Raw genomic sequence first — 13,617 nt, 5'->3', positions numbered from 1 at the left:
ATATTCTGTCTGCGCACAGAATGATATCTGTGCTGACACAGCATTGTGAGCGCATTCAGCACCATGTAATTGATTAGTGTGGGTTAATCTTTGTGTTGTTTTATTTGCCGTTTTGATAAGGCATTTTTTATTATTTTGATGATTTTCGACCGAGTTTGCGATTAATCAATTTTAAGAATTTTCTTAATGTTGCAAGTTGTGTATACTCGGTTTCGCAAGAAGCTCTTCCGTTATCACTAAAACTATAAATTTGTCCTTAACACCCGTATTACCTCTGCCCTGAATCTCTTCTCAGGGGAGAGGTTTTTTTTCTGTGTTTTTTATTAATCTCCATAATAAAGAAGTGTTAATACTATTGTTGGCCGTATTTTAAATTAATGATTGCGCAAGTATTATTCAATCGATAATACGGTGATGCTGAAATAGTATCACGATGAATCTATTTACCGGGGTACTATATAGCGTTACTTATAATTAACGGTTTTTCAGCATGATAGAAATTTTTGCTATTGACATAATTGTGAGCTTGCTCACGGATTTTAGTGTGTTAAGTGGCTATTTGTAGAGATGTGCAAACGGTTGCATGTTGCTGTTACAGTCTTCGTTCATTAAAAAAATATAGCGATGGTATATCTTAGGCCGGTATAGAGGAGTGAAGTCTAAATGATTTCTATTATCTCTTGGGCTTACGAGTGCCGTTTATGATTTCTGTTAGCTAAACACCATGGAAAATAGCAGTAAACACCGACAGGGAATATGATTTTACCCATCAGTAAGGCGTTTTTGTCACAGGCGTCATTACTCATTTCTTTATATTCATTTATATAAATCATTGTCGTAATGTTCATAAAATCAGCGTTCCGGGATGAGCGCTGGTTTTATCCAGTTCCCTGTTTTATATCACTCGTGCTGTACGCGAGCTTCCTCTTACAGTATTTCGTCAATAAAATATTAAAGGACCTCCTGGAATGGATATTGTTGAACGCTTTATCAACTACACCAAAATCAATACCACGACTTCAAGAGAAAACGGCGCAAATGGGATAATGCCTTCTTCTGCTGGTCAAATGGTACTGGCAAAACTGCTTGCAGCAGAACTTGAAGCATTAGGAATGGAAAACATTGAGGTCAGGGATACCGCTATCGTAACGGCAACACTGCCCGGGAATACCGATGACACGGTTCCCGTTGTTTCATTTTTTGGACATCTGGATACCAGCGCGGAACAGACTGCGGACACAAATGCGCAACGTCTTCACTATAGCGGTGGGGATTTGTGCCTGAACAAAGAGCTGAATATTTTTCTGCGCGAAAGCGAATTCCCGGAACTGAAAAATTATATCGGTGATGATCTGCTCGTCACTGACGGAACCAGCCTGTTAGGGGCTGATGATAAAGCCGCCATCGCCGAAATTATGAACGCATTACAGTATCTGGTGGCACATCCCGAAATCAAACATGGACCGGTGAAGGTGGGTTTTGTGCCTGATGAAGAGCAAGGATTGCGTGGCGCAAAAGCGTTTGATGTTGCCAGCTTCGGCGCTGATTTTGGGTATACCCTGGATTGTTGTGGTATCGGGGAGTTTGTTTATGAAAACTGGAATGCGGGCGATGCGGAAATCATCTTTACCGGCCAGTCTGCGCACCCCATGTCGGCCAAAGGTAAGTTAAAGAACTCGCTGCTGATGGCGCATAAGTTTATTGCTATGCTGCCAGGCGGAGAAGCGCCTGAATATACGGAAGGGCGCGAAGGTTATTACTGGGTTAAGCAGCTGCAGGGTAACAGTGCCCGCACGGTGCTTAAGCTGGATATCCGCGACTTTAGCGAAGAAGGCTATAAGGCGCGTATGGCATTTATCCGTCAGCTTGCCGTTAGTACCTGCGCGCTATGGGGTGAAAATAGCGTGGTCTGTCATTTAGCCGATCGCTATGCGAACGTGTTTAATAGTTTGCAGGGCGATGCTCATTATCCGATTGATATTGCATTACGCGCCTATCAGAAATGTGGAATTACGCCGGCACCTGTCGCCATGCGCGGCGGATATGATGGTGCAGTTTTATCGCAGAAAGGATTGCCTTGTCCGAATATTTTTACCGGTGCCCATAATTTTCACTCAATCTATGAATATCTGCCGGTGCGTTCACTACGGGCCGCCAGCGATGTTGTGGTAGCGGTTATTGAGGAAACCTTTGCTGAGTTCACGCAGCGGAGAACTCAGTCATGATTCAGGTGTTAATTGCTCTACTGGTTATTGTGGTGGTCGCACGTCTGATCCTGAAAGGTTATCGTGCGGAACCCGTGCTATTTATTGCGGGTTTGGTGCTAATGATTTGCACCGCACTCACCGGGTGGGGTTCCGTACTACCGAAAGGCGTTGCTGGCACGGGGATTTCCTTTCTCGATCCGTTCGAGGTTATGCGCGATCTTTTCAGCACCCGCGCTGCCGATCTTGGCCTGATGATCATGGCGCTGATGGGATTTGCGCACTACATGGATCATATCGGCGCAAATGAGGCGGTGGTGCGTGTCGTCACAAAACCCTTACGTGCGCTGCGCTCGCCCTATATTCTGCTTTTTTTCTCATACCTGCTCGCCAGTCTCCTGCAGTTAGCTATTCCTTCAGCCACTGGACTCGCCGTACTGCTGATGGGAACAATGTTCCCCATTATGCTGGGATTAGGGCTTTCCGCTGCTTCTGCTGCCGGGGTAATTGCCACCTCGCTTGGCGTGGCGTACACCCCAACGGCAATCGATGCTATCAGGGGATCGAAAGCGGTCAATATGGATGTGGTGGAATACGTTGTCTACCACCAGGGACCGGCAGCTCTGGCTACCGTTTTGGTCGTGGGAGTCTGCCATTTTTTCTGGCAGCGGTATTGCGACCGTAAAGCGGGAACCTTACCACGGGAAATCGGTAGCGCTGAAGTGACTGACTCAGGAAAAGCGCCTGCTTTTTATGCGCTGCTTCCCATGCTTCCGATCCTGATGGCAGTGGGATCCTCCGAAATGTTCGTCAGCGGTATTAACCTGAATATCATTACCATTGTGCTCATTTCAATGGCTATTTGTATGTTGATTGAATGGCTTCGGGTGCGAGATTTAAAGGCGGTGTGCGAAGGATTTAGCCATTTTCTGCAAGGAATGGGTACTGCCTTTACCGGTGTGGTAGGACTGCTGGTTGCGGCGGGTGTTTTTGCTCATGGTATTAAAGTCATTGGTGCGATTGATCAATTAATTCTGATGGCCGAACACGTGGGATTACCGCCATTTGCCATGGCGGTGGTGTTTGCACTGGTGACGCTTGCGGCGGCTATCATTATGGGATCGGGTAATGCGCCATTCCTTGCGTTCGTTGAGCTTATCCCGCAAATCGCTGCCAGTATGGGGGCGAATGCCGTAGCCATGATTCTGCCGATGCAGCAGGCATCGCATATGGGACGAGCAATTTCACCGGTATCTGGCGTGGTGATCGCCGTTTCCAGCGGGGCAAAAATAACCCCATTCGATGTGGTTAAACGCACCGCCGTACCGTTGATTGTCGGTTTTGTTACCCATACGCTAATCATCGGTATTTTCTACTAACAATTGCAGTCACAGACAAACCTCCGGTTCATTAAATCTGGAGGTTTTCTGGTTTGATGCATTGGTGTATTGATTACTGGTGATAATTATTAGTTTTCATCTTTATCGAGCTATTCTTATTATTTGTGGTCAACTTTGTAGCTATAAATGGTTAATAAAAATAATGTGTTTCATGGCTCTTTTTTTACATTGAGATAAATTAATCTGGATCATATTATGCTGGTTTTAGTTGTAGTAGGTTTTTAAATTGAGCAGTAACTAATTAAATGCAATAATGATTTTTCTGGGTGGGTTTTAAGTGGTAAAAAATTTAGGAAAAGTGAGTAAATCGAGGCATCATTATCAGGATGACCTGGAGGCGTTTACCTGGAGCGCGTTAGTTGCAATTGGTATCGCAATACAGGATCACAAGATCTACTCTAAAATGTCAGAGCATATTTTTATTATGCATTGGTTGGCAATCGCAAAAAAAAGAAAACTCTTCTCGCGGAGTATTGCCAATGAGCTTCAATGGTTAATTGATGAAGGCAAGAAAAAAAGCCTCAACGCACAGCTAAAATTTAAAATAGAATATTTGTATGCCACCTCAAGTGGTGACGTGACAATGCAAAATGATTATTTTAAATTCACCCACGCGATTGAAATGTTGAGAAACAACGGATGGCAGAACTTTCTACTCACACCAGAGAAGTGGCGTGACCTGCATGATAATATTAAAGTGAGGAAGGGTAACTTTATTTTTATGGATGATACCAGACTTCAGGAGTGCTTTGGCACTCAGGGCGAGATTGTCAAACCTTTCTGTATCCGGGTGTATGGTGATGTTGAGTTCGCAAAATTAACCTTTATCAAACACAACCTCCCGGTAGAATTTGTGAAGGATATTTCTAATGAATTTCATCACTTCCAGTTTCTTACTGATAAGTAATGATTAGCAGAAGTTATGAACAGAGAATTGTTAAAGCAAAAATTAGAGATCGCGACCGAATGGATTAGGTTGTCGGATGCTGCTGACAATTTATCTATCTCTTTTCGGGGCATTCTCGAGATTGGCGAAAGTTCTTCTGCGCCAGATAACAGCACGCCGCTACTCCGGTTAGAAAATGAAATGGCGACAATTGCAGTTGATTCAATGTCATGGGTAAGGGTGCCGGCAGATCGTCAGGAAAAAGTTACCGTCTATATTCTCTGACGTTTGGCTGGTGCTTTGTTCGCTTTATGCCGATCAGATACGGCTATCTTGCCCATTCTCAGTGGCGCAGGGTGTTTAATATAACTGTTTTTTTCATCCATAAATAATATTAATGTTGGTTTTTTTATAGTTTAATTCTTCACGCCAATAAAATGGCGGTTTGCTGCCATGTGAGCAACGGCGTACGTTATTTATTAGGCTATGGTGAGCGGGGAAACTTTCTCATAATTAACCATTTTATTGGTTAAGGTATTACGTGGCGTGTCGATAACAATTTAGTCAGAGATGATTGTCTAATTGTTATGGAGATGTTTAAATGTTAAGAAATGTGAGGATTAAAACCAGCCTGTTATTATTGCTTTTGGTATTTACCTTCATGCAATTCCTTTCTAATGGTTTCGAATTAGTCGATCTCAAGGGAAATCAAAAAAGTACGCTTCTACTGCACAATATAGTAAAGGAACAGGATGCGCTGCATAACGTCATTGGGGCTACCTATAAAGTAAGAAGCGTTCTTGATAATATTCAACTGCAAGATACGGCTGCTACCCAACAGACATTGCGACAGGTGCAGGATGAGATTGCCTATGCCAGAAAGCAGTTCGCTATTTTTTGGGATATACCAGGATTGACGGCGGATGATCCGCAGGTTGGTAAAATCGTCAGAACTGCTTTTGAGCAACAAATGAATGCTGAACAAAAGTATGTTGATAAGTTAAATGAGGTTTTTTCTAACGGTAGTATTGTCGGTACACAAACAAATGCCAACGCTGAGCTGCTGCCTTTGCGAAAAAATTTTGATAGGGAGATCGAGAACTACTTCAAATCAACCATGTTGGTCGGTGAAAAAATCGTAGAGCAGACACACGTTCAGTTTAACACCTCAATACTTAAAATATCCTTGCTCCTTGCAGGTACGGTTCTTATCTTTATTCTCTGCAATCTCTGGATAAACCGAACAATCATTCAGCCATTAAATATCGTGTCTGAGCATTTTTCACGGATAGGTAAAGGCGATCTGAGTCATCCCGTTCTGGTGCCGGGTAACAATGAAATTGGCTTACTGTGTTTAAATTTACAACATATGCAAAACGGCCTGCGGGAGACCGTCAGTACGATCCGCGATGGCGTTGAGTCTATTAATATTGGAATGCAGGAAATTGCTTCGGGTAATTCAGACTTATCAACCCGAACGGAGCAGCAGGCTGCGGCGGTGGTTGAAACGGCGGCCAGTATGGAACAGATTTCTGTAACGACCAAAAATAACACTGATAAATCACATCAGGCGTCCGCCATGACGAGTGAAAGTACGGAAATGGCATTGCGTGGCGAGCGCTTAATGAGCGACATGGTTGAAAAAATTCACCTGATCAGCCGCAACGCGCAAAGCGTGAATGAAATCTCTCATGTGATTGATAGTATTGCTTTCCAGACCAACATTCTCGCCTTAAACGCCGCGGTAGAAGCGGCGCGCGCTGGCGAATCCGGGCGTGGATTTGCCGTTGTGGCGAGTGAAGTCAGAACCCTTGCCCAACGTAGCGCCTCCTCAGCGAAAGAAATTAGCGAACTGGTGGCTAAGGCGGCAATCAGCGTCAAGGAAGGGGTGGAGATAGCTGAAAACAGTGGGGCCATGATGGCGGACATTGCTAAGGCAATACGCAATATCAATATACTCATGGAAGATATATCCGGCGCATCGGGGGAACAGAGTAGCGGCATCGAGCAGATCCGCGTTGCTGTCACGCAAATGGAGCAAGTCACTCAACAAAACGCGTCGCTGGTAGAGGAAATCGCCGCCACGACAGGCAGTGTGGAAGAGCAGTCGGCAATGCTATCCCAGGCGGTGGCTGTGTTTCAGGTTGATGAAAACCCGCAGCAGGGCACGCAGGACAAGCAGTAGAACATGCTCATCTCATCAGCTGTAAATTCAGTCTGATGAGATGGCTGGCTGTCGGGAAATAGTGCCTCAATCATATTGATAATAATTCTCATTATTATTGTTGTGTCGCGCAGGGAATGGTAATGTTGCTCCTGGCCATAACCTGTTAATCCCATTTTCTGTGCAGAAGACAGCATGAACAACACCACTCTGAATGCGTCCAGACGCGTAGCCCGTACTTTTTCCGTCAGCGAGTTTATGGATTTTGGTGAGCGTTATGGGATCGACTATCGCTTTCCCCTGCTGGCGCAAAAGCCGGACTTGCCGTCCGCTAGCCCTGTGCTGCAAGGTGAAATTGAGGAGATGACGCTTCCCTGCGGGATGTGCGTGACGCACTCTGATGTACAAGTATTGCAACCCTACGAAACCACCTCCCGCCACAGCAGTCCCCTGTATATGCTGGTGGTACTGGAAGGCTGCGTGATCCTCTCGCTTAACGGCCAGGAACATGTGGTACGTTCCGGCATGGCATTTAGCTCACGCCTGAGCGAGCACCAGACGATGCGCGCCCGCCATCATGCCGACTGCAAACTGCGAACCTTATCGCTCGGTCTGTATCCCGACGGCGCGTGGCGCACGGGGTTGCTCGAATCGTTGATGCGTGAGTGGGAAAGATGCCAGACGCCGACGCTTATCTGGCAGGTGCCGGGATTTTTACTCAGTGGTCTGGAGTATGCGCAGCAGGGTACGCTCAGCAATGTCTCTCGTCAGTTGATGCTGGAAGGGTTGATATTGCAACTGTTCGGCCATGGTCTCAGCGTGTGCCAGGTCGAGAGCGGCAAACACCTTGCGGCCAGCGGTGAACAGCAGCGGCTGGAAGTCGTTCGTCGCCTGTTGGAACAGAATCCTGAAAATGACCACACGCTCAATGAGCTGGCGCAACGCGCGGCGATGAGTCCCAGCAGTTTGCGTAGCAAGTTTCGCGCAGCCTATGGCTGTTCGGTCTTTGATTACCTGCGCGATTGCCGCCTGGAACGCGCGCGCGGTTATTTACTGGAAGGATACAGCGTACAGCAGGCAGCCTGGATGTCGGGATACCAGCATGCCACCAACTTCTCTACCGCCTTTCGTCGTCGTTACGGTTTTTCGCCAGGCGATTTGCTCAAGCTTTGCTAATCCATTTTTGCGTTTTGCGCACGTTGCAGGCAGACAATTTGGCACTGCGCATAGGTAATCTGGCATCCGGCATAGCTATCTCCGTCAGCAAAAAGGTAATAATTCTCACTTACAATTAGAAATGCCTTTGGAGATACTCATGTTCGCGAAGACTCGGTTGGCGCTGCTGGTAGGATGGGTGACCGGCAGCGTGGCTTTTCCTCTGCTGGCGCAGGAAACAACAAAAAACGATACGGTCGTTGTCACCTCGCAAATGCAGAGCGGGGCCACCAAGCTTGCCACGCCGGATATTGAAACCCCGCAATCGGTATCCATCATTACCCGCGAACAGTTTGAAGAGCAGGGCGCAACCAGCGTGCGCCAGGCCGTTAGCTATACGCCGGGGGTCTACAGCAATCAGATTGGCGCCTCCAACCGCTTTGACTACATTGTGCTGCGCGGCTTCTCCGATGGCAGCCTGGACAACGTCTATCTCGATGGTCTGAAGATGATGGGCGATACCAACTCACACAGCTCGCTGGTGGTCGATCCGTGGTTCCTTGAAGATATCGAAGTGGTGCGTGGTCCGGCTTCCGTACTGTACGGGCGTTCTTCTCCGGGGGGGATCGTCGCGTTGACGTCGCGTAAGCCGTCGTTCGACGCGGGTGGGGAAGTAAAGTTGTTTGCCGGCAACAATAATCAGCGCGGCGCGGCGTTTGACGTTACCGGGGCGCTGGATGATAACGATCGTGTGGCGGCGCGCCTGAGCGGGATGACGCGTTACGCGGACTCACAGTTTGGCCCATTGAAAGAAGAACGTTACGCGCTGATGCCCAGTCTGACCTGGCGCATCACCGACCAGACACGTCTGGATCTGATGGCCTATCTGCATCGCGATCCAGAAGGCGGTAGCCACTCCGGTCTGCCCTATGACGGCACAGTCGTTCCGCATTACGGGCAAAAGATCTCTAACACCTTTTACGAAGGTGAGGATGATTACGACAAATACGATCGCCGTGAAAACATGGTGGGCTACAATATTGAGCACATGTTTGATAGCGGCTGGTCGGTGCGGCAAAAGCTGCGCTATCTGCATACCGACGTTGAACTGAACCAGGTATATGCGGCGGGATGGTTGAACGAAACCGAGCTTAATCGCGGCTATTCCGGCTCGGATGAAAAAATGTCGGCGATTACGCTGGATAACCAGCTCGACGGCAGCTTTGATACCTGGCAGGTCAACCATCGTCTGCTGGTGGGGATTGATTATCAGGATCGCAGCAACAATACCACCGGCTACTACGGCGCATTCCCGCCGATCGACGCTTTTAACCCGGTGTATGGCGCGAAGCCGGATTATATCGACATGTATGCGCGTGAAAAGCACAAGCTGCGCCAGACGGGCTACTATTTACAGGATCAGATGTCATGGGATCGCTGGCGTATTACGCTCGGCGGTCGCTACGATCAGGTCAGCGTTTCTAACATTGATAAGATCAACGATACCCGCAGCGATCTGGATAAAAACAACTTTAGTACCCGCGCCGCATTGCTCTATTTGTTCGATAACGGCTTTGCGCCGTACGTGAGTTATTCCACCGCCTTTACGCCAACCAGCTTTGCCGATGAGAACGGCAATCTGCTGGATCCGATGAAAGGCAAGCAGTGGGAAGCAGGGCTGAAATATGAACCGGAAGGACTTAACAGTCAGTTCAGCGCGTCGGTGTTCCGCATTAATCAAACCAATATCGCCACCAAAGAAGAGCCGACCGATCCGTACCGCTCGATTGGGGAAATTGAATCTGAAGGGGTGGAGCTGGAGGCGATAAGTCAGCTGACGGACAGCTTCCGTCTGCAGGCGGCATATACCTATACCGACATCCGCTACAAGAAAAGCAGTCCGGAGGAGCAGGGCAAGCGTGCTGTGTATGCACCACGGAATCAGGCCAGCACCTGGCTGAGCTACGATGTGAAAAGTGGCCCGCTGGATGGTCTGACGCTCGGCTCGGGCGTGCGTTATGTCAATGGGATCACCAGCGATCGTCTGAATACGCATACCCTGCCATCCTATACGTTGGTGGATATGGCAATTGGCTACGATTTAACGAATATCGGTATTAAAGGACTGAGCGCCCAGTTGAACGTCAACAACCTGACCGATAAGCGCTACGTTGCGGCCTGTAATTCGCTCTCATACTGCTACTTTGGCGCTGAGCGCAGCATTGTCGGCAGCGTATCCTGGAAATTCTGATGCTTTAGCCGGATGGCGGCGCTGGCACCTTATCCGGCCTACGGTAGTGTGTAAATTGTAGGCCGGATAAGCGCAGCGCATCAGTCGTAGTGGATTGCGGCTATTTTGTAAAACCGTTTTGCATACAAATTTGCGCGCTGGTTCTCAGAGTGAAGGCGATTTTGTCTGGGTACCGGCTGTAATAGTTATGCTCTTCTTCCAGCCCTTTCGCCTGCGCCAGACGTACTGTTTCCAGCGAGCAGGTACGGTAGATCAGATCTTTATTCATATTGGTCTGCTTCTCGCGCTGTTTGTCAGCAGACAGCGCCAGCCAGCTCTCTGACAGCGAGTAATCGTAGACCACCCGATTCGCTTTCGCCTGTACGTTCTCAATGGTAATGAATTCGTCGATTTTCAGTCTCGGCTGCCCACGCATTTTTTTCTTATCTTCTGCGGCGGCATATTGGGCCAGGGTATTAATATCCATGCTGGCTATCTTCTGTTTATAAGTCTCGACATACGCGGCGGGTTGCTGATAATGCTGTGCGTAAGCGTTCCTTAATTCCCCATCGCTCATCGTACAACCCACCAGAAACAGAGGTAATAGCAGTGCCAGTTTTATTTTAGTCATAATATTGTCCTGTTCATTATTGTGAACCCAGTCAGCCATAACAAAATAGAAAATGAATAATTAATGGTGATAGTTAAGGTTGTATAAACCGGGGCGTGAAGGCACAAGGACAATAGTCTTAAAATGGCGGAACAGGCGGGAAACCCTGCCAGAATTGGCAGGGTTATTACAACATTAATGGCCGATCATTTTAGCCTTCGGGATCAGTTGGAAATACATGTGTTCGGGCACCGGCGTATCCCAGACATTGGCATAAACCGCATAACCAACGGTGGCAAAAAGAATACCCAGCACCAGTATAGTCATAACAACGCCTGACAATGCCGTTTGCCGCCATAACGGTTTGCCGTTTCCTTGTTCCCCTGGTGGGGTGTGCAGTGAAAAGCTCAGCGTAGAGGCCACCGGGCAGGATTCAACGCAGGTCATACAGCCGGTACATTCCACGGTACGCACCTGAATCAGTCGATCAACCGGAATAGTCGACGGGCAGTTTTTCGCACATTTCCCGCAGTCAATGCAACTGTCTGCATTACGCCGGATTTTAAACGGCGAGAGCAGAGAGAACAGGCCAAGTAGTGCGCCGTAAGGACACAGATAACGGCACCAGGCGTTACGAATGAACAGGCTCAGGACGCTGATAACTACCACGAAAATAAGTGTGGCGGAGCCGATATGACGAAAAAAATCGAGCATCTTCACGTCAATGATCATGCCGTAGGCCGACATCAGAAAGTACTGAATTCCCTGGGCGGGCATCGACAGAGCGATATACAGGAAGAAACCCAACAGCAGATACTTCAGACTGCGCAGTGGGATATCCAGCCAGCGCGGCAGCGTGAAGTTGCGACCCACTACTTTTCTTCCCAGAGTACCAAGCAGTTCGGAAAGCGTACCAACCGGGCATAGCCACGAACAGAAGGCTTTTTTTAACAACAGGCTAATCAGGATAAACGCAACTAGCAGCAGCATAGAGGCAGCATGGATGGGCGGGAGAAAACCGGTCTCCAGCGTGTAGCGGATATTCATCAAACCCGCGATAGGCAGCCATCCCTCAATGCCGCCAGGTCTTGGAATATAGACGCTGGTACCGGCAGTTTCAAAGTAGCGGACCCAATAATAAAATGTCACGCCAATATAGATATTGCTGGCCAGCAGGAGAAACTGGGTGGCTTTTCGCCAGGTGCTGGCATTACGCCAGTCATTCCACGGCATTTTGCCTCCGGTCGTGCCTGGGCGACGCTGCCAGCGCGTTCTCTTTTTCCCGTTCATGGTTTCACATTATCCCTCATATTTCCCCTCCTGCTTTCAGAAGGCGTCATCACCGGGATATGCTAGCGCTATTCAGATTTGGTGTATTTGATTTGCATCTTATTAAGCGGCTGTTATTTTTATGGCGCGAATATGCCTGAATAAAAATAACAGCCCGATACTTATCGCAGGTCAGATAAATACCCTTAACGGGGTATTTATTTCTCTGTGGAGAAATAGGTTATTCCTGAAATATCTCTACGCGGTCGCGGCCATTACTTTTCGCCAGGTACAGCGCCCGATCGGCCTTATCAACCAACTGCTTATAGTCAGGATGGTAGTCATATTCGGCGATGCCAATACTGACGGTGACAGAAAACACTTCTGTCGCTGAGGCCGCCATGCGCATCTCGGCAATTTTCATACGCAGCGTTTCGAGGATAATACTGGCCTGAGACTGATCTGACTCGACAAGCAGAATCATAAATTCTTCGCCGCCGTAGCGGAACACGTAATCGCTGCTGCGAATATGATCATAAATAACCGCCGCGACGTTTTTGAGCGTCATATCACCAGTGTTATGCCCGTAGTTGTCGTTAATTTGCTTAAAGTAGTCGATATCCAGCATCGCCAGGGTAAAGGGCTTGCGGGTATGTAACGCCAGCGAGATCTCACGCCGCATAATGGTCGGGATAAAGCGGCGGTTAAGCAATTGCGTCAGTGAGTCTTTACCATTTTCCTGCTTCACCAGCGCGTCGAACATTGAGGCGAGCAGGAAATGGATTTTTGCCGAGAGCTGGCGAACATCCTGCAACAAGCTCATCCGTTCAGGTTCTGTCGCCTGATGCTGATGCGACAGCGTGGTGGTCAGGCGGTTGTCGATTTCCGCAATCAGCGACTCCATTTCTTTCAGCAGATTGCTGTTGCCCAGAATGTATTTTCCCTTGTGTGCGAACCACATACCAAAATCAGAATTCGCCAAAAGAACCAGCTCACCGAAAGGCATTCCGGTGGCGATATTATAGATAAACTGGTTTTCCCAGTCGGTAAATGAACGTATTTGCCGCTCGCGTTCGACGTTGACGTCATCGTAAATGGTCTGCAGGCGATACTGTTCCTGCGTATGCATGGAGTTTTGATAGCTGGGGGAATAGGAGACGGTCATGGCCTCCAGGGCGGTATCCATTGCCAGGCTGCTGAAACAGATAGCGTCGCTCAGCAGGGCAGGCGAGTATTCCGCTTTCTTTTTCAGGACCCGATACAATTCATCTTTCAACTTACGCGCGCCGCGATTAACCAGATCGATAGGCAGCCCGATGCGGGCATGTACCACGCCAATTTTGCGCTGTTTTGCCAGCAGTTGTGAGAGGTCTTCATGCGCGCTGCCGAGTACGCTGCGTAGCCAGTCAAACATACTGCCGCTGAGGCGGGTGCTGACCTGTTCAGTATTGAGGAACAATGCACTCTCCGCATGGGAGAGCATATAGTCATAAAAAACGCTCACTAAATGGCGGATCTCTTCGTCGCTTAATGATGTCAGGATCGTATGAACTTCAGGGGATGTTTGACGTAACAACGCCTGCCATTCTGTAAGGAGTAATGTGTCGTTAACCGGAGCAACCTGTTCCATCTCACTGCCACTCAAAATGCGATTTAAAAATTCAGGCGGTATTACGGACAATTACGTCACAATGGTCAA

The 13,617-nt window shown here is 48.2% G+C and carries 10 protein-coding genes and 1 pseudogene; 8 read left to right on the top strand and 3 right to left on the bottom strand.

Going from position 1 to position 13,617, the window contains the following annotated elements; translation table 11 throughout:
- Positions 1 to 968: 968 nt before the first annotated feature.
- The 8 genes and pseudogenes from pepT (at position 969) to foxA (ending at position 10,060) form a co-directional block, all read left to right on the top strand.
- A complete protein-coding gene (gene pepT, locus ACVXHP_RS16985) occupies positions 969 to 2,225 on the top strand; it encodes a peptidase T (RefSeq protein ID WP_447571863.1) in 1,257 nt (418 codons plus the stop codon).
- Positions 2,222 to 3,583 carry a C4-dicarboxylate transporter DcuC gene (gene dcuC / locus ACVXHP_RS16980; protein WP_447571862.1) on the top strand — a complete coding sequence of 454 codons (1,362 nt, stop codon included), beginning with the start codon at positions 2,222 to 2,224 and terminating at the stop codon, positions 3,581 to 3,583. Before pepT ends, dcuC begins: the two co-directional genes overlap by 4 nt.
- Before the next feature lie 298 nt (positions 3,584 to 3,881).
- On the top strand, positions 3,882 to 4,511 hold the full coding sequence (locus ACVXHP_RS16975; RefSeq protein WP_447571861.1) for a DUF2913 family protein: 630 nt from the start codon (positions 3,882 to 3,884) through the stop codon (positions 4,509 to 4,511).
- A gap of 15 nt (positions 4,512 to 4,526) precedes the next feature.
- Complete coding sequence (locus ACVXHP_RS16970) at positions 4,527 to 4,775, top strand: hypothetical protein (RefSeq protein ID WP_233612645.1); 249 nt, start codon at positions 4,527 to 4,529, stop codon at positions 4,773 to 4,775.
- Positions 4,776 to 5,091: 316 nt separating this feature from the next.
- Positions 5,092 to 5,868 (top strand): annotated as a pseudogene (locus ACVXHP_RS16965) (HAMP domain-containing protein); the annotation flags it as partial.
- Positions 5,860 to 6,675, top strand: coding sequence for a methyl-accepting chemotaxis protein (locus ACVXHP_RS16960; RefSeq protein WP_447571930.1), 816 nt, complete (start codon positions 5,860 to 5,862; stop codon positions 6,673 to 6,675). The pseudogene ACVXHP_RS16965 and the gene ACVXHP_RS16960, both read left to right, overlap by 9 nt.
- A gap of 174 nt (positions 6,676 to 6,849) precedes the next feature.
- Positions 6,850 to 7,830 (top strand): helix-turn-helix transcriptional regulator, encoded by a 981-nt coding sequence (locus ACVXHP_RS16955; protein ID WP_447571860.1) that lies wholly within the window; start codon positions 6,850 to 6,852, stop codon positions 7,828 to 7,830.
- A gap of 121 nt (positions 7,831 to 7,951) precedes the next feature.
- Positions 7,952 to 10,060 (top strand): ferrioxamine B receptor FoxA, encoded by a 2,109-nt coding sequence (gene foxA, locus ACVXHP_RS16950; RefSeq protein ID WP_165408425.1) that lies wholly within the window; start codon positions 7,952 to 7,954, stop codon positions 10,058 to 10,060.
- Positions 10,061 to 10,160: 100 nt separating this feature from the next.
- Here foxA and ACVXHP_RS16945 read toward each other — a convergent pair whose 3' ends face one another.
- From ACVXHP_RS16945 to ACVXHP_RS16935, 3 genes are all read right to left on the bottom strand, one after another.
- Positions 10,161 to 10,709 (bottom strand): hypothetical protein, encoded by a 549-nt coding sequence (locus ACVXHP_RS16945; protein WP_316128417.1) that lies wholly within the window; start codon positions 10,707 to 10,709, stop codon positions 10,161 to 10,163.
- 135 nt (positions 10,710 to 10,844) lie between these two features.
- Entirely contained in the window at positions 10,845 to 11,939 is a 1,095-nt protein-coding gene (locus ACVXHP_RS16940; RefSeq protein WP_316128416.1) for a 4Fe-4S binding protein, read from the bottom strand.
- A 220-nt stretch (positions 11,940 to 12,159) separates the two neighbouring features.
- Positions 12,160 to 13,548 carry a diguanylate cyclase gene (locus ACVXHP_RS16935; protein ID WP_200007866.1) on the bottom strand — a complete coding sequence of 463 codons (1,389 nt, stop codon included), beginning with the start codon at positions 13,546 to 13,548 and terminating at the stop codon, positions 12,160 to 12,162.
- Between the last annotated feature and the right edge of the window lie 69 nt (positions 13,549 to 13,617).

It is taken from the genome of Citrobacter freundii complex sp. 2025EL-00176, assembly GCF_053309355.1.
The sequence above is the reverse complement of the archived record's forward strand: the minus strand, read 5'-3'. Positions and strand labels throughout refer to the sequence as shown.

Bases quoted from the DNA above. Each gene is read 5' to 3' on its own strand.
- pepT (WP_447571863.1), top strand. From the start codon at position 969: ATGGATATTGTTGAACGCTTTATCAACTACACCAAAATCAATACCACG.
- dcuC (WP_447571862.1), top strand. From the start codon at position 2,222: ATGATTCAGGTGTTAATTGCTCTACTGGTTATTGTGGTGGTCGCACGT.
- ACVXHP_RS16970 (WP_233612645.1), top strand. From the start codon at position 4,527: ATGAACAGAGAATTGTTAAAGCAAAAATTAGAGATCGCGACCGAATGG.
- ACVXHP_RS16960 (WP_447571930.1), top strand. From the start codon at position 5,860: ATGCAAAACGGCCTGCGGGAGACCGTCAGTACGATCCGCGATGGCGTT.
- ACVXHP_RS16955 (WP_447571860.1), top strand. From the start codon at position 6,850: ATGAACAACACCACTCTGAATGCGTCCAGACGCGTAGCCCGTACTTTT.
- foxA (WP_165408425.1), top strand. From the start codon at position 7,952: ATGCCTTTGGAGATACTCATGTTCGCGAAGACTCGGTTGGCGCTGCTG.
- ACVXHP_RS16945 (WP_316128417.1), bottom strand. From the start codon at position 10,709: ATGGCTGACTGGGTTCACAATAATGAACAGGACAATATTATGACTAAA.
- ACVXHP_RS16940 (WP_316128416.1), bottom strand. From the start codon at position 11,939: ATGAACGGGAAAAAGAGAACGCGCTGGCAGCGTCGCCCAGGCACGACC.
- ACVXHP_RS16935 (WP_200007866.1), bottom strand. From the start codon at position 13,548: ATGGAACAGGTTGCTCCGGTTAACGACACATTACTCCTTACAGAATGG.